16 protein-coding genes are annotated in these 18,170 nt (G+C 62.9%); 9 read left to right on the top strand and 7 right to left on the bottom strand.

All coding sequences use genetic code 11. The features are described from left to right. Positions 1–247 precede the first annotated feature (247 nt). Together NKI39_RS09710 and NKI39_RS09705 are read right to left on the bottom strand one after the other, a co-directional pair. Entirely contained in the window at positions 248–1,621 is a 1,374-nt protein-coding gene (locus NKI39_RS09710) for a PleD family two-component system response regulator (RefSeq protein ID WP_352448689.1), read from the bottom strand. 33 nt (positions 1,622–1,654) lie between these two features. Continuing rightward, on the bottom strand, positions 1,655–2,026 hold the full coding sequence (locus tag NKI39_RS09705) for a response regulator (protein WP_006334976.1): 372 nt from the start codon (positions 2,024–2,026) through the stop codon (positions 1,655–1,657). Positions 2,027–2,243: 217 nt separating this feature from the next. On the opposite strand from NKI39_RS09705, the gene NKI39_RS09700 reads away from it, so the two are divergent. Together NKI39_RS09700 and NKI39_RS09695 are read left to right on the top strand one after the other, a co-directional pair. Continuing rightward, positions 2,244–2,543: a DUF3572 domain-containing protein gene (locus tag NKI39_RS09700; protein WP_352502452.1), complete on the top strand. Its 300-nt coding sequence runs from the start codon at positions 2,244–2,246 to the stop codon at positions 2,541–2,543. Next, positions 2,540–3,193 carry a hypothetical protein gene (locus NKI39_RS09695; RefSeq protein WP_352831588.1) on the top strand — a complete coding sequence of 218 codons (654 nt, stop codon included), beginning with the start codon at positions 2,540–2,542 and terminating at the stop codon, positions 3,191–3,193. The genes NKI39_RS09700 and NKI39_RS09695 overlap by 4 nt, the downstream gene beginning before the upstream one ends. 9 nt (positions 3,194–3,202) lie before the next feature. On the opposite strand, the gene NKI39_RS09690 is transcribed toward NKI39_RS09695, so the two are convergent. Together NKI39_RS09690 and NKI39_RS09685 are read right to left on the bottom strand one after the other, a co-directional pair. After that, the gene (locus tag NKI39_RS09690) at positions 3,203–4,531 is read right to left on the bottom strand and encodes a hypothetical protein (protein WP_352816729.1); all 1,329 of its coding nucleotides are present in this window, start codon (positions 4,529–4,531) and stop codon (positions 3,203–3,205) included. A 348-nt stretch (positions 4,532–4,879) separates the two neighbouring features. Then, positions 4,880–5,455, bottom strand: a complete 576-nt coding sequence (locus tag NKI39_RS09685; RefSeq protein ID WP_352831586.1) for a GNAT family N-acetyltransferase — start codon at positions 5,453–5,455, stop codon at positions 4,880–4,882. A 68-nt stretch (positions 5,456–5,523) separates the two neighbouring features. Between NKI39_RS09685 and NKI39_RS09680 the strand changes: the two genes are divergently transcribed. Next, positions 5,524–6,852: a DNA polymerase IV gene (locus tag NKI39_RS09680; protein WP_352471784.1), complete on the top strand. Its 1,329-nt coding sequence runs from the start codon at positions 5,524–5,526 to the stop codon at positions 6,850–6,852. A gap of 150 nt (positions 6,853–7,002) precedes the next feature. Here NKI39_RS09680 and NKI39_RS09675 read toward each other — a convergent pair whose 3' ends face one another. Then, the gene (locus tag NKI39_RS09675; protein WP_352471786.1) at positions 7,003–7,509 is read right to left on the bottom strand and encodes a hypothetical protein; all 507 of its coding nucleotides are present in this window, start codon (positions 7,507–7,509) and stop codon (positions 7,003–7,005) included. 173 nt (positions 7,510–7,682) lie between these two features. Between NKI39_RS09675 and NKI39_RS09670 the strand changes: the two genes are divergently transcribed. Continuing rightward, the gene (locus NKI39_RS09670) at positions 7,683–8,564 is read left to right on the top strand and encodes a DMT family transporter (RefSeq protein ID WP_352471788.1); all 882 of its coding nucleotides are present in this window, start codon (positions 7,683–7,685) and stop codon (positions 8,562–8,564) included. 14 nt (positions 8,565–8,578) lie between these two features. Here the strand turns inward: NKI39_RS09670 and dnaE are convergent, their stop codons facing one another. Together dnaE and NKI39_RS09660 are read right to left on the bottom strand one after the other, a co-directional pair. Beyond that, positions 8,579–12,106: a DNA polymerase III subunit alpha gene (gene dnaE / locus NKI39_RS09665; protein WP_352831584.1), complete on the bottom strand. Its 3,528-nt coding sequence runs from the start codon at positions 12,104–12,106 to the stop codon at positions 8,579–8,581. Between the two features lie 629 nt (positions 12,107–12,735). After that, positions 12,736–14,748: an acetyl-CoA carboxylase biotin carboxylase subunit gene (locus NKI39_RS09660; RefSeq protein WP_352831583.1), complete on the bottom strand. Its 2,013-nt coding sequence runs from the start codon at positions 14,746–14,748 to the stop codon at positions 12,736–12,738. A gap of 213 nt (positions 14,749–14,961) precedes the next feature. On the opposite strand from NKI39_RS09660, the gene NKI39_RS09655 reads away from it, so the two are divergent. The 5 genes from NKI39_RS09655 to NKI39_RS09635 all read left to right on the top strand — a co-directional run bounded on the left by NKI39_RS09655 (position 14,962) and on the right by NKI39_RS09635 (position 18,165). After that, a complete protein-coding gene (locus tag NKI39_RS09655) occupies positions 14,962–16,089 on the top strand; it encodes an S-(hydroxymethyl)glutathione dehydrogenase/class III alcohol dehydrogenase (RefSeq protein ID WP_352540649.1) in 1,128 nt (375 codons plus the stop codon). Continuing rightward, positions 16,086–16,358 carry a hypothetical protein gene (locus NKI39_RS09650; protein ID WP_352831581.1) on the top strand — a complete coding sequence of 91 codons (273 nt, stop codon included), beginning with the start codon at positions 16,086–16,088 and terminating at the stop codon, positions 16,356–16,358. Before NKI39_RS09655 ends, NKI39_RS09650 begins: the two co-directional genes overlap by 4 nt. Before the next feature lie 20 nt (positions 16,359–16,378). Continuing rightward, the gene (gfa, locus tag NKI39_RS09645) at positions 16,379–16,948 is read left to right on the top strand and encodes an S-(hydroxymethyl)glutathione synthase (protein WP_352451333.1); all 570 of its coding nucleotides are present in this window, start codon (positions 16,379–16,381) and stop codon (positions 16,946–16,948) included. 66 nt (positions 16,949–17,014) lie between these two features. Continuing rightward, positions 17,015–17,482: a YaiI/YqxD family protein gene (locus NKI39_RS09640; protein ID WP_352454435.1), complete on the top strand. Its 468-nt coding sequence runs from the start codon at positions 17,015–17,017 to the stop codon at positions 17,480–17,482. Positions 17,483–17,487: 5 nt separating this feature from the next. Beyond that, positions 17,488–18,165, top strand: coding sequence for a DUF1345 domain-containing protein (locus NKI39_RS09635; RefSeq protein WP_352614058.1), 678 nt, complete (start codon positions 17,488–17,490; stop codon positions 18,163–18,165). Positions 18,166–18,170: the final 5 nt, after the last annotated feature.

Below are 18,170 nucleotides of genomic sequence, written 5' to 3'. Positions count from 1 at the left end.
GGAGGCCACTATGTGCCAGCGCCGGCCGGCCGACCCCACGGACCCAGGAGATGCGGCGGACCTGAGCATCATGGGGTATTCTTCGGGTCGAACCGGCGATCTAGCCTCGTGCCGGTTACGTCTAAGGGCTGCACATTTGCGCAACAACTTATGGAAATCAACCGTTTCTTAACCAAGCCTCGCAAATCGCTTGGATTAAGGTAAATTCGTAACCTTGTCGCGTTGACCCGGCAATTGGTGTTCGGTGCTAAGCCGCCTTGGCGACGACGCGATTGCGGCCGCCGCTCTTGGCTTCGTAGAGCGCAAGGTCGGCGCGTTTCATTAGCGCGGAGACCGTGTCCACCCCTTTCAGCACCGACGAAACGCCGACGCTGACGGTGACTTCGACGGCTTTGCCTTCGGCGCCGACGGGAAACGGCAGTTGGGCGATTTCGGCGCGAATGCGCTCGGCGACCTTTTCGGCCACCGCGCCGTCGGTGTCCGGCATCACCACGACGAACTCCTCGCCGCCGAAGCGGCAGGCCAGGTCGATGCCGCGCACATTCTTGCGCAGCCGCCGCGCGAATTCGCGCAGCACGTCGTCGCCGCCGTCATGGCCATGCGCGTCGTTGATGCTCTTGAAGCGGTCCAGATCGGTGATCATCACCGACAGCGGCCGGCGCCGTGCCACGGCGCGGTCGAACAGCGTCTGCAAATGGCTGTCGAGATAGCGGCGGTTGTGCAGGCCGGTCAGGGCATCGGTCACCGCCATCTCGATGGTCTGGGTGACGCTGGCGCGAAGCTGGTCGTTGTAGCGCTTGCGGCGCACCTGCGTACGCAGCCGCGCGGTCAGCTCCTGCTGGTCGATCGGCCGCATCAGATAATCGTTGATGCCGAGTTCGAGGCCGCGGATGATACGTCCCTCCTCGCCCTCGTCCGCCAGAAGGATGATCGGCAGGAAACGGGTGCGATCGAGCGAGCGCAATTGCGAGCAGAGCCTCAGCGGGTCGAAATCGGCGAAGGCCGTCGAGATCATCACGCATTCATACGGCTGCTCGGCGGCCTGGAAGAAGCCGGCATGCGGATCGTTGGCGACGTCGAGATCGGCACTGCCGCGCAGCATCTTCTGGATGCGCTCGAACGAGGATTTGCGCTCGTCGACCAGCAGCACCTTCGGCACCGCATCGTCGGCAGCGAAGTTGCGGCTCAAAAGCTCCTCGATGCCGATATTGCGTGTCGTCGAGGCGCGCAGCCGCAGCTCGTCGGTCAGCGATTTCAGCCTGACCAGGCTCTTGACGCGCGTCATCAACTGCAGATCGTTGACCGGCTTGGTCAAAAAATCGTCGGCGCCGGCCTCGAGGCCGCGCACCCGGTCCGAAACCTGGTCGAGCGCGGTGATCATCACGACAGGGATGTGCGATGTCGCCGGGTCGCCCTTCAGCCGCCGGCAGACCTCGAACCCGTCCATGTCGGGCATCATCACGTCGAGCAGCACGACGTCGACCTTGCCGTTCTCGCAGATCTCGATCGCGTCCGGCCCGTTGGTGGCGGTCAGGACCTCGAAATATTCGGCGAGAAGCCGAACCTCCAGCAGCCTGACATTGGCTGGGATGTCGTCGACGACGAGGATCCGCGCGGTCATTTCACAAAGCTCCGGCTCGGCTGGAAAGATACATCAGGCATCGCCCAGGTAGGATTTGATGGTTTCGATGAAACGCGGCACCGAGATCGGCTTGGAGATATATGCCTCGCAGCCGCCCTGGCGAATGCGCTCCTCGTCCCCTTTCATCGCGAAGGCGGTGACGGCGATGACCGGGATGACGTGGAGATCATCGTCCTCCTTCAGCCATTTGGTGACCTCGAGGCCCGACACTTCCGGCAGCTGGATGTCCATCAGGATGAGGTCCGGCCTGTGCTGCCGCGCCAGATCCAGCGCTTCCAGGCCGTTGCGTGTGCGCACCGTCTCGTAGCCGCTCGCTTCGATGAGGTCGCGAAAGAGCTTCATGTTGAGCTCGTTGTCTTCGACGATCATAACCTTCTTTGGCATCGATTTCCCGTCCCGGCTGACCTTCCACTCGAAGGGTGCCGTCATGCGCCCCTTGTCGGCACGCACCAAACCTGTTCCCACTATACGGCAATATGATTGACGAAACGCAAACCGGCCGCCCTAAAAGCGTTCGGATTCCAGGTGGGCGAGCTTGCTGCCGGCGACACTTGCCACTACTGCGAAAACAGAACGATTCCGCCCATGAAGGAAGGTAGCGATGGCAAACGCAGCGTCAATGCGCGAGGAAGCGGAAACCATTGCCGTAAAGGCGTTGGGCTTCGTCGCCGCCGATCCGGAACTTCTGCCCCGCTTCCTGGCGATCACCGGCATCGAAGCCCATTCCATCCGCCGGGCGGCAGGCGAGCCGGGATTCCTGGCCGGCGTGCTGCAGTTCATCCTTGCCCATGAGCCGACGCTGATGCGTTTTTCCGAGGAGACCGGAACGCCGCCCGCCGCAGTCGGCAAGGCATTGCGGGCGCTGCCGCTCGGCGACGACAATCATGAGCATTCGGTATGAGCGACGATCCCGAGACGGCGCGGCAGATCGAGGAGCTGGCCGCCGACGACCGGCCGCTGCTGGTGCTCGACGTCGACGACGTCGTGCTCGAATTCATCCGGCCGTTTCCGCATTTCCTCAAATCGCGCGGCTTCGGCCTGACGCTGGCTTCCTTCCGCCTCACCGGCAACATCACCGAAACGGCGAGCGGCCGTTTGATCGAACAGCCCGAGGTTACGGCACTTCTGGGGGAATTCTTTGACGCCCAGGCCGATTGGCAAAGCATCACCGACGGTGCCGAGGATGCTCTTGCAGCGCTTAGCGACAGCGCCGAGATCGTTCTGCTAACCGCCATGCCGCACAAGCACCGCGTGGTGCGCCGTGCGCATCTCGACGCGCTCGGATTGCCCTACCCGCTTTTGACCACCGAAATGGCCAAGGGACCGGCGGTGGCCAAATTGCGCGGCAACAAGGGCCGCCCGGTCGCTTTCGTCGACGATCAGCCGTCCAATCTTGTGTCGGTGCAGAACTCGGTCGCCGATGCGTATCTCTTCCATCTGATGGCCGACAATTCGCTGCGCGCTTTCCTGCCGCCGCCGCCGGACGGCGTCAGAGTCGTCGAAGACTGGCGCGACGCCGCGCCGAAGATCGCGAGCGCTCTGGGGCTTTAATGCGAGCGCTCAGGGCTGCAGCTTCGGTCCTGCCCCGCCATTGTCGCCGCCGTCCGAATCCTCGCCCCCGGTCGAATTGTCCGTTCCATTCGCGCCATCATCGCCCGAGTTGTCATCCTGGCCGGCGCTGTCGTCCTGGACTTCATCCGGCCCCTTCAGCATGGCGCCGTTGACCGCAACGGACCCATCGGCCTTGGTGTTGATCACCCATTCCAGCCGGCCATCCGGCAGCGTCTTGCCAAAACCTTTGACGGCCAGCGCAAAGGGGAAGGCCTGCGCCATCTGCTCATCGCTCTTGGCGCCTTCCTTCAAGGCATCGACGATCCTGTCGTAGCCGGCCACAGCGACGGTCACGGTCGCATCAGGCTTTTCGCCGCCCGGGAAAGTCATCTCGCCTTCCATGGCGACTTCGACGTCGCCATTCTTCACGGTCGAGTGGCCGAGGATTACTTTGGGTTTCTTGGCCTTGAAATCGGCGACCAAAGCCTTGCCGAATTCCCCCGGCAACGGCGGATTCTTATTGAGATCAAAGGCTTCGATCGCCTTCTTCGCCATCGTGTCGAGATCGATATTGGTACCGCCGAAGTTGAGGTCGATATCCGTCGGCACCAGTGGACCAGTCCAGGCGGGCAGCAATTGCCGGGGGATCGTCAGACCGGAGGCCTTGATCCCATAGTTGATCTTGCCGTTCTGGGAGACGCCATCCATGCCGCTAGCCAAATCCAACTGCTTCGCACCCCACTTGCCGACTGGGCTCTCAATTGCGAAATCCTTGAAGGCGTACGTTCCATCGATTCTTTCCCAGACAGGCAACGCCGCAAGGAGACGTGACTTAAGTTCCGCCTGATTTACTTTCAGTTTCGCCTCGTCTTCATTAGCGACGGCAAAAGCAAGCAGATCCATCAACGGCTTTGTCCGAACACCCTTGCCGTTTGCATGCACCGAAAATTCCGGCGCATTGAGGGTGACCGGGAAATTCAACCCTCGCTCGGGATCGTTGATTTTGAGGACTTCAGCAAAATTCAAGATCTTTTCCGCGACAGTGAAATCGATGCCGCCGTTCGCCGATTTCGTCGAATTTAGCGTGGCGGTGCCGGCACCGGCAGAGACATCGGCCTCTTGCTTCGGCTCCCGGGTTTTCATCGTCATAGCGTCCATTGACCCCGTGGCGCTGACGAAGGCCACCAGGGCCGGATCATACACACCGGTGAACTTGTTGTTCGACACCGAAAAGTCGATGTGCTGCGGCCCTTGAGGCCCCTTGAAATCGAACGATCCGGTCAGCGACGTATCCGCCGACACGTCCCACTGCCCGTCCTGGCGCGGCTTGACCCGCATGTCGTAAGGCGTGACGTCGAACTTGAAGGAATCCTGTTTCGACAGCAAAGCGACGAGCGGCTTGAAATCGACGGCGAGTTTGTACGCATCGCCGTCGGCAGTGATTTTCACCAGCCCGATATCGAAACCCTGCCTGCCGAAATAATGTGCCAGATCATCGGTAAGCTTCTTCGCGCCTTGGCTGTCGACGGTCTGGGCGAAAGCGGGCGCGCTAAACGCGACGGCGAGAACAAGTGGCAATACACGCTTCACGTCGATTCTCCGTTGTCTCGGGCCAAATCATTGCTTGTATTAGTGAAACAGCGTTACAGCGGCAAGACGCCGGCTGTAGGCCAAAAGCGCATCCGGCTAAAGCACCAGCCGCACCAGCGGTCGGCCTGGCTTACGTTCGACCAATCGCTGGAACCCGGCCTTCTCGAAGACCCGCGACGAGCCTACGAACAGCCCGATCGAGCGCGAATCCTTCGACAGGTCGATCGGGCAGGCCTCGATCAGCCGCGCGCCGTTCTCGCGGGCGAACTCGATGCCGCCTTGGACCAGGCGGTGCGACAGGCCCTTGCCGCGTGCTTTGGTGCGGATGAAGAAGCAGGAGATCGCCCAGACGCCCGGATCGCTGGCGTCGGCGGGGTCGATCGGCGCCGACCCCCTGCCCTGGTTGTTCCATTCGGGCACGTCGGCACGCGGGCCGATCTGCATCCAGCCGACCGCCTGGCCACCCTCGAAAGCCAGCACGCCGGGCGGCGGCCCGGCCCCGATCCGCGCCTTGATGTGGTCCTTGTTGCGCTCCCGGTTGCTCGCGCGGCGTGCTGCGGGCGACAGCCGGAGCTGTGTGCACCAGCAGCCGTAGCAGGCGCCTTGCCTACCGAAAAGATCTTCGAAATCCGCCCAAAGCTCGGGCACTAGCGGCGCTATGGTCGTATTCATGAGCTCTCTCCCGGCCCACCGCCTTGTCGTGGCATCCGTCCTGACGTACCATTACATTTGTTCTCTTTATGTTCGCAGCGATGGCGGCCCCTGTCAACAATCCCGAACACGGTTTTTGCCGCGACTGCCTGAGTTTTCAGCGCAGCGAGGCACGCCGTTGCGAGCGCTGCGGCAGTCCACGGCTCGCCCGCCATCCGGAGCTCTACCGGCTGCGCCTTGCCCATATCGATTGCGACGCGTTCTACGCGGCGGTCGAAAAGCGCGACAACCCGGCGTTGAAGGACCGGCCATTGATCATCGGCGGCGGCAAGCGCGGCGTCGTCTCCACCGCATGCTACATTGCCCGCATCCACGGCGTGCGCTCGGCAATGCCGATGTTCAAGGCGCTCGAAGCCTGCCCGGAAGCGGTGGTCCTGCCGCCGGACATGGAAAAATACGTCCGCGTCGGCCGTGAGGTGCGCGCCATGATGCAGGCGCTGACGCCGCTGGTCGAGCCGCTCTCGATCGACGAGGCCTTTCTCGACCTCGCCGGCACCGAGCGCCTGCATGGCCTGCCGCCTGCGGTGGTCCTGGCGCGCTTCGCACTCGGCGTGGAAAAGGAGATCGGCATCACCGTTTCGGCCGGTCTTTCCTACTGCAAGTTCCTGGCCAAGGTGGCATCGGACTTCCGCAAGCCGCGCGGCTTTTCGGTGATCGGCGAGGCCGAGGCTATCGGCTTCCTGGCCGAGCAGCCGGTGACGCTGATCTGGGGGGTCGGCAAGGCCTTTGCCGCCACACTCGAGCGCGACGGCATCCGCACCATCGGCCAGTTGCAGCGCATGGAACGTGGCGATCTGATGCGCCGCTACGGCGTCATGGGCGACCGGCTCTACCGGCTTTCGCGCGGCGAGGACGACCGTCGCGTCGTTCCCGACCAGGACGCGAAAAGCGTCTCGGCGGAAACCACTTTCGATACCGACATCGCCTCCGTCGACGAACTGGTTTCGGTGCTGAGGGCGCTGTCGGAAAAAGTCTCGGCCCGGCTGAAGAAATCCGGCATTGCCGGACGCACCGTCGTCCTCAAGCTGAAGACCCAGGATTTCAGGATCCGCACGCGCAATCGCCAGCTCGGCGATCCGACCCGGCTGGCCGACCGCATCTTTCAGACCGGGCTCGAGCTGCTGCGCAAGGAAGCGGATGGCACGAAATACCGGCTGCTCGGCATTGGCGTCAGCGATCTCTCCGACGATGACCGGGCGGACCCGCCCGACCTGGTCGACGTCCAGTCACGCAAGCGCGCCATGGCCGAAGGCGCCATCGACACGCTGCGCGGCAAGTTCGGCCGCAGGGCGGTGGAAACCGGCTATACCTTCGGCAAGGGCCGCGATGCCCATCCGCCCGAACCGGTCGAGGAATGATACCGGCATGTTTGAGATTCAGGTCAGGCCGAGTCGAGAAGGGTGGTTTCCGAGAACCGGAGCGGAGCGCACTTGTGAGTACGTGAGCACTGGATGCGCAGGAAACCGCCTTTCGCAGGCCGGCCTCACCTGAATATCAACTTGCCCCAGTCACGTGCGCTGCAGATCGATCCGGGTGGTCACCACACTCTTCCCGGTTTTCGGATCGGTATCGACGACGATCAGCCGCATGCCATTCTCGCCGTTCTTCTCGACCGTCATTTGCGCCTTGCGATCGCCATTGACCTCCTTGGCCCAACGGATGCCGAGATTGATTGCGTTGCCGGAGCGGCTGCCGCTCAATTGCGCCGGCCCGGTGCGCGATCCGACATAGGTGCCGGTGTATTTCGTCCCGCTCGATTTGAGATCGGCGCTGATGGCGCGCGTTACCACGATAAGACCGCGGCAGCTGCCGTCGAGCGATAGCGAGCTCGACGTTGCGTCGGAATTGAAATGACAAGAGACATTCACCGTCGGCGCATCGGTGGTCACCTTGACGATGCCTTTGCCGGCGAAATTCCCCTGGAATGAGCGAAGAAAATCCGGATCGTCGGCATGCGCTGCCCCGGCCCCGGCCGTCAGGCAGCCGGCAAGTACAAATCGTGCAAGTGATTTCATCGGACCGCTCCTCGTTGGTGTCCAAAACACAGCACGCAAACACTGAGGGACCAACGCTTCCCTCAGCGGCGGGTTCCGGCTTCAACATCACTGTTTGCAACGCTGCACGGCTGGCCCAGTCGAATGCGTCGGCTAGCGGTTGCGATGAGCGCTCCGGCTTGCGACATAGCCGCATGGCACCCGCACCCTCGATCCCCAAGGCCGCGTTCTGGATGGCGCTGTCGATCGCCTCGTTCCTGGCGATGTCGGTGGCCGGCCGCGCCACGACGGCCGAACTAAACGTCTTCCAGGTGCTCGAGCTGCGCTCGGTGATCGGCTTTTTCATCCTGTTGCCGCTGGTCATGATGTCAGGCGGTTTTGCGGCGATGCGCACCGGACGCCCGCTGGCTCATATCGCCCGCAACGTCGTCCACTATACCGGCCAGGCTGCCTGGCTCTACGCCCTGACGCTGATCCCGCTTGCGGTACTGATCTCGATCGAATTCACGACGCCGATCTGGACCGCTTTGCTGGCCGTCGCTTTCCTCGGCGAAAGGCTGTCCCGGCCACGGCTGGCGGCAATCGTGCTCGGGCTGATCGGCGTTGTGATCATCGTGCGTCCGGGCGTCGGCGCGGTCAATCCGGGGCATGTTATCGTGCTGGGAGCCGCGGTCTGCTTCGGCGTCTCGGTGGTTCTCGTCAAGTCGCTGACGCGGACGGACAGCGTCGTGCGCATCATCTTCTGGATGTTGATCATCCAGTCGCTGCTTGGCCTCGTCCCGGCGCTTTACGAATGGCGCAACCCGCCGCTTGAGCTCTGGCCGTGGATCCTGCTCATCGCCTTCACCGGCATGTCGTCGCATTTCTGCATGGCCCGCGCACTTGTCTATGCCGATGCGACGGTCATCTCGCCAATGGACTTTTTGCGCGTGCCGCTGTCGGCGGTGATCGGATGGCTGCTCTATCACGAGCAGATCGACGCCTTCACCGCCGGTGGCGCCCTGCTGATCCTCATGGGAAATCTGCTCAACCTGCAGCGGAGAGCACCGCAACCGGCGGAGATCGCCGCTTCATAAGCGTGCGCTAACTCTTAGACCAGTTCCACCTCGACCACGCCCGGCACCGCCCGCATCGCCGACGCGATCTGCGGCGATACGCGGTAGCGGTTGGGCAACTCGATCTCGACCTCGCCCTCGCCGCCTTCCTTGATGACGATGATGCTCACCTGACTGTCGCCACGCTGGCCAAGCTGCGATTGGATTGTCAATGCCGGTGCGTCATTTCTGACGAAGATGCGCAACGCTTTCTGGATACGGCTTGCCTCTTCCTCCAACGACTGCACGGTCTGGATGCGCAGATTGACGCCTTCAGGCCTGTCCTCGGCCGAAACGGTGATCACCACCGAGCGGCCGGGTTCGAGCAAGTCGCGGTATTGCGCCAGCCCCTCGGAAAACAGCACCGCTTCATACTGGCCGGAGGTGTCGGAGAACTGCACGACGCCCATCTTGTTGCCGGTGCGCGTCTTGCGCTCCTGCTTGGTGGTCACCGTGCCGGCGAGCCGGCCGGCGGCAGCACCGCGTTTGACGGCGGCCGAAAACTCGCCCCAGGTCTGCACCCGCATTTTCTGCAGCGCCGCCTTGTATTCGTCGAGCGGATGCGCCGAGAGATAGAACCCGACCACCTGGAATTCACGGTGCAGGCGGTCGGCGGCGAGCCAGGGATCGGTCGCCGGCAAGTTGAGCGCCTGCGACTGTGCGCCGAGCGAGGCGCCAAAGATGTCATGCTGGCCGGTGACGGCATTCTGCTGCGCCAGCGACGCCAGCCCCATCATCCGCTCGACGCCGGCCATCATCGCCGCGCGGTCATGACCGAAGCAGTCGAGCGCGCCGGCCATGATCAGGCTTTCGAAGACGCGCTTGCCGACGATCTTCGGATCGACCCTTTCACAGAAATCGGCGAGGCTCTTGAAGGGTTTTTCGCCGCGCGTGGCGACGATGTGCTCGACCGCCGCATCGCCGACGCCCTTGAGCGCGGCCAGCGAATAGAAGATGCGGTTCTCGCCGATCTCGAAATCCCGGAACGACGTCATGACCGACGGCGCCACCACCTCGATGCCGAGGCGCAGCGCATCCTGGCGGAAATCGGCGAGCTTGTCCGTATTGCCCATGTCGAGCGTCATCGATGCCGCCAGGAATTCGACGGGGTAATGCGCCTTCAGATAGGCGGTCTGGTAGGAGACGACGGCATAGGCGGCGGCATGCGATTTGTTGAAACCGTAGTCGGCAAACTTTGCCAGCAGGTCGAAGATGAAGTCGGCTTGCGGCTTGCCGACGCCGCGCTCGACCGCGCCCGAAACAAAGCGCTCGCGCTGCTTGTCCATCTCGGCGCGGATCTTCTTGCCCATGGCGCGGCGCAGCAGATCGGCTTCGCCCAGCGAATAGCCGGAGAGCTCCTGCGCGATCTGCATCACCTGTTCCTGGTAGACGATGACGCCTTGCGTCTCCTTGACGAGATGGTCGATCTTCGGGTGGATCGACGCCATCTCCTCCTCGCCGTGCTTTCTGGCGTTGTAGGTCGGTATGTTCTCCATCGGCCCCGGCCGGTAGAGCGCGACCAGCGCGATAATGTCCTCGATACAGTCGGGCCGCATGCCGATCAGCGCCTTGCGCATGCCGGCACTTTCCACCTGGAACACGCCGACCACCTCGCCGCGCGACAGCATGGCGTAGGTTTCGGGGTCGTCGAGCGGAATGTGGGCAAGATCGATCTCGATGCCGCGGCGGCGGATCAGCTTGACGGCCCTGTCCAGCACCGTCAGCGTCTTCAGGCCAAGGAAGTCGAATTTCACCAGCCCGGCCTGCTCGACATATTTCATGTTGAACTGCGTGACCGGCATGTCCGAGCGCGGATCGCGGTACATCGGCACCAGCTCCGACAGCGGCCGGTCGCCGATGACGATGCCGGCGGCGTGCGTCGAGGCGTGCCGATAAAGACCTTCCAGTTTCTGCGCCGTATCGAGCAGCGTCTGCACGATCGGCTCACGCTCCGCCTCTTCGGCAAAGCGCGGCTCGTTGGCGATGGCGTCGGCGAGCTTGACCGGATTGGCCGGGTTCGACGGCACCATCTTGCTCAGCTTGTCGACCTGCCCGTAAGGCATCTGCAGCACGCGGCCGACGTCGCGCAGCACCGCGCGCGCCTGCAGCGTGCCGAAGGTGATGATCTGGCCAACCTGGTCGCGGCCGTATTTCTGCTGGACGTAGCGGATGACTTCCTCGCGCCGGTCCTGGCAGAAGTCGATGTCGAAGTCGGGCATCGACACGCGGTCGGGATTGAGGAAGCGCTCGAACAGCAGCGAAAAACGCAGTGGGTCGATGTCGGTGATGGTCGTGGCATAGGCGACCAGCGAGCCGGCGCCCGAACCGCGGCCCGGGCCGACCGGAATGCCTTGTGCCTTGGCCCATTTGATGAAGTCGGCAACGATCAGGAAATAGCCCGGATATTTCATCTTCTCGATGACGCCGAGCTCGAAATCCAGCCTTTCGCGATATTGCTCGACCGTGTAGCCCGGCGTCGGGCCGTGCGCCGCCAGCCGCGCCTCTAGCCCTTCATGCGCCTGCCTGGCAAGCTCCTGCGCCTCCGCCTTGACCGCAGCATCGGCGTCGGCGACATCGCGGCCGGCAAAGCGCGGCAGAATCGGATTGCGGGTCTTCGGGTAATACGAGCAGCGCAGCGCGATCTCGACGGTGTTGTCGATAGCTTCCGGCAGGTCGGCGAACAGCCTCGCCATATCGGCCTGGCTTCTCAGGAAGTGGTCGGGCGAAAGGCGGCGGCGATTGTCGGCCGCCACCACGGAACCTTCGGCGATGGCGATCAGGGCGTCATGCGCCTCATAGTCTTCACGAGAGAAGAAAAACGCCTCGTTGGTGGCAACCAGCGGCAGATCGTGGCGGTAGGCGAGGTCGACCGACGACTGCTCGATGGCGCGGTCGTAACCGGAGACCCGCTCAAACTCGACATAGAGCCGGTCGCCGAACAGGCCCTTGAGCGCCGACAGCCTGGTCTCGGCGAGTTCGCGGCGATCCTGTTTCAAGGCAGTGCCGATCGGACCGCGCGGCCCGCCCGTAAGGCAGATCAATCCGTCGGTGTGGCCCTGCAGCATCTCGCTCGTCAGATGCACCGCTTCGCCGGGCGGTGTCTCGAGGTAGACGCGGCTGACCAGCCTGACCAGATTGCCGTAGCCGGCCTCGGTTGCGGCGATCAGGACGACCGGCCGCATCTCCGGTCCTTGCCGCCTGCGGTCGCGCTGGCTGTCGCTCGCCTCGCCGGAAAAGGCGAGGTCGATCTGGCAGCCGATGATCGGCTGGATGCCATCCTTTACCGCCTTCTGGGCGAATTCCAGCGCGCCGAACAGATTGTTGGTGTCGGTGACGGCGATTGCCGGGCATTCGTCCTGCACCGCATGGCCGACGATCTTGCCGAGCTGCAAGGCACCTTCGAGCAGCGAATAGGCCGAATGCACGCGCAGATGAATGAATCGACGCGCCGCCGCCTCCGCCCGCGACGCCTTTGCATAGGCCTCGCGCAGCAAGGGATCGCGTGGAAGTCTTTCATCCGCCATGGTTTTTTCGCGCCGCCTCACAAGGACTCAGTCGATGAAGATGTATTGTATTGTATTGTCCGGCACCGGGTAACACGAGTCCAGCGGTAGTGATTGGAGCTTTGTGAACTTAGCAATCGCTTCCGCCGGCAGAAAGGCGCTGCCACCGAAGCTGCCAATCTCCCCCCTCGTGGGGGAGATGTCCGGCAGGACAGAGAGGGGCGCTGTCCCGCCGACGTCAGGCTGCAAATAAAAACCCGCCACTGCGGGCGGGTCGCTGGAGCCAATTAGCACCATACCCAAATTACTAGCATAGCTGCCGGCACAAAGCAAGAACAAAATACGGCGCGACGGGGAAAAATGCGAATTCCTCGCGGCCTCGCCTTGTCCCTCCTCCACTGAGCGTGCCCAACCAATTGCAAGGTCGCGTTCCTTCGCGCCCCCCTCTGTCCTGCCGGACATCTCCCCCACGAGGGGGGAGATTGGCCATCATCTCGGCTTTCGCCAATTTCCAACGTTGCAGGAGCGAGCTAGGCGCCGAAGCTGCCAATCTCCCCACTTTAGGGACATTTTAGGGGGAGATGTCCGGCAGGACAGAGGGGCGCGCTGTCCCGCCAACTTCAGACAGAGCGTCGAGGGCGGGTCCAACCTCACGCGAATTCCATGATCACAGCATCGACGGCAAGGCTGTCGCCGGGCTTGGCGTTGAGCTTCGAGACGATGAGGTCGCGCTCGGCGCGCAGCACGTTTTCCATCTTCATCGCCTCGACCACGGCCAGCGTCTCGCCGGCCTTGACCTCCTGCCCCTCGGCAACGGCAATCGACACGACGAGGCCGGGCATCGGGCATAGCAGCATCTTCGAGGTATCCGGCGCCACTTTTTCCGGCATCAGCCTTTCGAGTTCGGCGGTGCGCGGCAGCATGGCGCGGGCTGTCACCGAGATGCCTTTCCAGGCGATGCGGAACCCGTTCAGCACCGGCCTGACTTGCGCCGCGACCTTGCGGCCGCCGACCGTGCCGCGCCAGATGAGATCGCCCGGCCGCCAGTCGGATGCCACCGTCAGCGGTTTGCCGCCGTCGATTGTGAGGTCGAGCTCCATCGGAATGGAAATCATGCCTTCGACGATGGCAACCGAAAGATAATCCCGGCCGATCTTCACCACCCAATCGCGTTTCAAGGCGCCCGAATGCGGCGCCAGCCGCCCGCCCAGCCGGTCGAGCCGGTCGCGGCGCAGCAGTTCGACCGCGGTGGCGATCGCGGCCAGCACCGCGTTTTCTTCGCTGTTCGGCACAATGGGCGCGAAGCCGTCGGGATATTCCTCGGCGATGAACGCCGTCGATAGCCGCCCTTCCCGCCAGCGCGGATGCTGCATCAGCGCCGCCAGGAACGGTATGTTGTGCTCGATGCCGTCGACGACGAAACTGTCCAGCGCTTCCGACATCGCGTCTATCGCCGCCAGCCGTGTCGGCGCCCAGGTGCACAGCTTGGCGACCATCGGGTCGTAGAACATCGAGATTTCCGAGCCTTCGGTAACGCCGGTATCGTTGCGGATGACGATTTCGCCGAATTTTCCCTCTTCCGGCGGCCGGTATTTCGTCAGCCTGCCGATCGACGGCAGAAAGTTGCGATACGGATCTTCGGCATAGAGGCGGCTTTCCACCGCCCAGCCGTTCAGCTTGACGTCGCTCTGCTTGATGGCGAGCTTTTCGCCGGCCGCCACGCGGATCATCTGCTCGACCAGGTCGATGCCGGTGACGAGCTCCGTCACCGGATGCTCGACCTGCAGCCGCGTGTTCATTTCCAGGAAATAGAAGTTCTTGTCGCTGTCGACGATGAACTCGACCGTGCCGGCGCTCTGGTAGTCGACGGCCTTGGCCAGCGCCACCGACTGCTCGCCCATGGCTTTGCGGGTCTTGGCGTCGAGGAACGGCGACGGCGCCTCCTCCACGACCTTCTGGTTGCGGCGCTGGATCGAGCATTCGCGCTCGCCGAGATAGAGCGTATTGCCATGCGCGTCGGCGAGCACCTGGATTTCGATATGGCGCGGATCGACGATGAATTTTTCGATGAAGACGCGGTCATCGCCGAACGAGCTTTTGGCCTCCGACCGCGCCCGGTCGAAGCCGTCGCGCACCTCTGCCTTGCTCCAGGCGATGCGCATGCCCTTGCCGCCGCCGCCGGCCGAAGCCTTGATCATCACGGGATAGCCGATTTCGCCGGCTATTCTTTCGGCATGGGCGGCGCTTTCGACGACGCCGAGCCAGCCGGGCACCGTCGACACCTTGGCCGCGTTGGCGAACTTCTTCGATTCGATCTTGTCGCCCATCGCCTTGATGGCCTTGGGCTTCGGGCCGATGAAGACGATGCCTTGCTGCTCCAGCGCTTCGCAGAAGGATGCCCGCTCGGACAGGAAACCGTAGCCGGGATGCACGGCCTCTGCTCCTGTGGCCTTGCAGGCGGCGATGATCTTTTCCGCGACCAGATAACTTTGCGCAGCCGGCGAAGGCCCGATATGCACCGCCTCGTCGGCCATTTCGACATGCACGGCGTCGCGGTCGGCGTCGGAATAGACCGCGACGGTGGCGATGCCCATCTTGCGCGCCGTCTTGATCACGCGGCAGGCGATCTCGCCACGGTTGGCGACCAGGATCTTTGTGAACATGCAGGCCTCGTCCCTCGGCTGCCCTTCTTTTACGGGCTTCCCGTTTTATGGGCTTCAGGGGGCCGGTCAAGGCAAAGTCGGAGCCTATCCCGCATGCAAATCGGCGGGCGCTGACGAAAATCCGGGGTCAGAACGTCGCTTCATGCATAGCGCAGAGCTGAATGGTAAGTTAAATCTAACCTGGATTGCAGACTGCCTTGGGAGGATTGCCTGATGAAAACGCGCGCCGCTGTCGCCGTTGCCGCCGGAAAGCCGCTGCAGATCATGGAGGTCGACCTCGAAGGTCCCCGCGATGGCGAGGTGCTGGTCGAGATCAAGGCAACCGGCATCTGCCACACCGACGAGTTCACGCTGTCGGGCGCCGACCCGGAAGGCCTGTTTCCGGCGATCCTCGGCCATGAGGGCGCCGGCATCGTCGTCGACGTCGGCAAGGGCGTCTCCTCGGTCAGGAAGGGCGACCATGTCATCCCGCTCTATACGCCGGAATGCCGGCAGTGCCCGTCCTGCCTGTCGCGCAAGACCAATCTGTGCACCGCCATCCGCGCCACCCAGGGACAGGGTTTGATGCCGGACGGCACCTCGCGCTTCTCGATCGGCAAGGACAAGCTGTTCCACTACATGGGCTGCTCGACCTTCTCCAACTTCACCGTGCTGCCCGAGATCGCGGTGGCCAAGGTCAATGCCGACGCCCCGTTCGACAAGATCTGCTACATCGGCTGCGGCGTCACCACCGGCATCGGTGCTGTGATCAACACGGCCAAGGTCGAGCAAGGCGCGACGGCGGTCGTCTTCGGCCTCGGCGGCATCGGCCTCAACGTCATCCAGGGCCTGCGCCTTGCCGGCGCCGACATGATCATCGGCGTCGACCTGAACAACGACAAGAAGGAATGGGGCGAGAAATTCGGCATGACGCATTTCGTCAATCCGAAGGAGATCGACGGCGATGTCGTGGCTCATCTCGTCAACATGACCAAGCGCGGCGCCGACCAGATCGGCGGCGCCGACTACACGTTCGACTGCACCGGCAACACCAAAGTCATGCGGCAGGCGCTGGAAGCCTCGCATCGCGGCTGGGGCAAGTCGGTCATCATCGGCGTTGCCGGCGCCGGCCAGGAGATCTCGACGCGGCCGTTCCAGCTGGTCACCGGCCGCACCTGGATGGGCACCGCCTTCGGCGGCGCGCGCGGCCGCACCGACGTGCCGAAGATCGTCGACTGGTACATGGCCGGCAAGATCGAGATCGATCCGATGATCACCCACACGCTGAAGCTCGAGGACATCAACAAGGGCTTTGACCTGATGCATGAAGGCAAGTCGATCAGGAGCGTGGTAGTCTATTGAAGGAGGTACTGATCCGGGTTCGGATCCGATATCCGAATTTCGGCGAGTCGCTCAGTATGCAGAGCTGGCAATTCGGCGAACATCTTTGGGTAGCGCTTAGGAATAACAACCGCGTTCGCATCGACCTCGACGAGATCGACCGCGGCAGAGAAGAAATATCGTTTCTCGTGCGCGATACATATCTGAGCAAGGCGCTCAAGGTGGTAGAGCGCGTCAGGCAAGAACACCGTATGGAGAATGAAGCGGTAATCGAAACGGAACCAGCATAGAACCAAGGGAGGAGACAAAAATGCCGGAAAAACTGCATCCTAAAATCGACAATGGACTGCCACGGGAAAAGGCCGACTTTGCCGGCGGCACGCTGGTCTGCGCCTGCACCAGCAACCCGGTCAAGGTGAAGGTCAAGGGCCAGATCGCCCACAACCATGCCTGCGGCTGCACCAAATGCTGGAAGCCGGAAGGCGCGCTGTTCTCGGTCGTGGCGGTTGCCGGTACAAACGACGTGACGGTGACCGAAAACGGCGACAAGCTGAAGATCGTCGATCCGGGCGCGCTGATCCTGCGCCATGCCTGCACCGGCTGCGGCGTCCACATGCACGGCCCGGTCGAGCGCGACCACGCGTTCAAGGGGCTGTCCTTCATCCATCCGGAACGCTTCCAGGAAGACGGCTGGTCGCCGCCGGGCTTCACCGCCTTTGTCTCCTCGATCATTGAGTCCGGTGTCGATCCGAGCCGCATGGACGGCATAAGGTCACAGCTGAAGTCGATCGGGCTCGAACCTTATGATTGCCTCAATCCAGGACTGATGGACTATATCGCCACCTGGACGGCCAAGCGGTCCGGCGCGTTGCCGGCCTAGTAGCCGCTCGACTATCATCGATCGAGCCGGGCGACGCCGCCCGGCTCTTTCACATTTGGAACAACGATGCCCGCACCTGCTATTCTCGTCGATGCCGACGCTTGCCCGGTGAAGGCCGAGGTCGAAAAAGTCGCCGAGCGGCACGGCATCGTCGTCACCTTCGTCTCCAATGGCGGCTTGCGTCCGTCGCGCGATCCGATGATCCGCAATGTCGTCGTCTCCAAGGGCGCCGATGCCGCCGACGACTGGATCGTCGAAAACGCCCGGTCCAACGACATTGTGGTGACCGCCGATATCCCGCTTGCCGCGCGCGCGGTGGCGCTTGGCGCCCATGTGCTCGGCCCGACGGGACGCCCGTTTACGCCGGAAACGATCGGCATGGCGGTGGCAATGCGCGATCTCAAGCAGCATCTGCGCGAGACCGGCGAAAGCAAGGGCTACAATTCGAGCTTCGCGCCGCAGGACCGCTCGCGGTTCCTAGGCGAGCTTGACCGCATCCTACGGCGAGCGCTGAAATCCGCGTCAGCGGACTGAAGGCCATGGCGACTGGTACCCCGACCAAGATGCCCATGCAACGCCACACGCCGTTCGCGGTGTCGGCCTGCATCGGCGCGGCAGCCTTTGGCGCCGCGCTGGTCTGGCGTGCGCCGCTTGCCTATTCGATCGGCGCCAATGTGTTCTTTGCCGCCTATCTCGTCCTTGTCATCGCCCATATGCCGCGGCTTACCGGCAGCTATCTGCGCAAGAATGCAGGCGACACGGACCTGCCGGTACTGGCCATCTTCGCGGTCACGCTGATTGTCGTCGCTATTGCCATCATGTCGTTGTTTCAATTGATCAACAGGGAGAAGAGCGCGGACACCGTCGAGCTTATGGTGGCGCTGCTGTCTATCCCGCTTGGCTGGTTGACCATCCATGCGATGGCGGCACTTCACTACGCGCATATCTACTGGTTGGATGGCGATGCGATGGATGGCGACACAAAAAAGAAAATTCCGGTCGGCGGCCTTGACTTCCCGGGCGGCAAGCGGCCGGAAGGCTCGGATTTCCTCTATTTCGCTACGGTGATCGGCATGACGGCGCAAACCGCCGACACCAACATCACGACCTCGCAAATGCGCCGTGTCGTGCTTGTGCATTCGATCCTGTCGTTCTTCTTCAACACGGTCATCGTGGCAGCCGCGGTCAACCTCGCCGTCAGCCTCGGCAGTCCGTAATAAAT

The organism is Mesorhizobium sp. M0664, from assembly GCF_040320565.1.
Classification (GTDB): Bacteria; Pseudomonadota; Alphaproteobacteria; order Rhizobiales; family Rhizobiaceae; genus Mesorhizobium.
This window is presented reverse-complemented; position numbering and strand designations above follow the sequence as displayed.

Bases quoted from the DNA above. Each gene is read 5' to 3' on its own strand.
- NKI39_RS09670 (WP_352471788.1), top strand. From the start codon at position 7,683: ATGGCACCCGCACCCTCGATCCCCAAGGCCGCGTTCTGGATGGCGCTG.
- NKI39_RS09635 (WP_352614058.1), top strand. From the start codon at position 17,488: ATGGCGACTGGTACCCCGACCAAGATGCCCATGCAACGCCACACGCCG.
- NKI39_RS09700 (WP_352502452.1), top strand. From the start codon at position 2,244: ATGGCAAACGCAGCGTCAATGCGCGAGGAAGCGGAAACCATTGCCGTA.
- NKI39_RS09660 (WP_352831583.1), bottom strand. From the start codon at position 14,748: ATGTTCACAAAGATCCTGGTCGCCAACCGTGGCGAGATCGCCTGCCGC.
- NKI39_RS09710 (WP_352448689.1), bottom strand. From the start codon at position 1,621: ATGACCGCGCGGATCCTCGTCGTCGACGACATCCCAGCCAATGTCAGG.
- gfa (WP_352451333.1), top strand. From the start codon at position 16,379: ATGCCGGAAAAACTGCATCCTAAAATCGACAATGGACTGCCACGGGAA.
- NKI39_RS09690 (WP_352816729.1), bottom strand. From the start codon at position 4,531: ATGCGGGTCAAGCCGCGCCAGGACGGGCAGTGGGACGTGTCGGCGGAT.
- NKI39_RS09675 (WP_352471786.1), bottom strand. From the start codon at position 7,509: ATGAAATCACTTGCACGATTTGTACTTGCCGGCTGCCTGACGGCCGGG.
- NKI39_RS09640 (WP_352454435.1), top strand. From the start codon at position 17,015: ATGCCCGCACCTGCTATTCTCGTCGATGCCGACGCTTGCCCGGTGAAG.
- NKI39_RS09685 (WP_352831586.1), bottom strand. From the start codon at position 5,455: ATGAATACGACCATAGCGCCGCTAGTGCCCGAGCTTTGGGCGGATTTC.
- NKI39_RS09705 (WP_006334976.1), bottom strand. From the start codon at position 2,026: ATGCCAAAGAAGGTTATGATCGTCGAAGACAACGAGCTCAACATGAAG.
- NKI39_RS09680 (WP_352471784.1), top strand. From the start codon at position 5,524: ATGTTCGCAGCGATGGCGGCCCCTGTCAACAATCCCGAACACGGTTTT.
- NKI39_RS09655 (WP_352540649.1), top strand. From the start codon at position 14,962: ATGAAAACGCGCGCCGCTGTCGCCGTTGCCGCCGGAAAGCCGCTGCAG.
- dnaE (WP_352831584.1), bottom strand. From the start codon at position 12,106: ATGGCGGATGAAAGACTTCCACGCGATCCCTTGCTGCGCGAGGCCTAT.
- NKI39_RS09695 (WP_352831588.1), top strand. From the start codon at position 2,540: ATGAGCGACGATCCCGAGACGGCGCGGCAGATCGAGGAGCTGGCCGCC.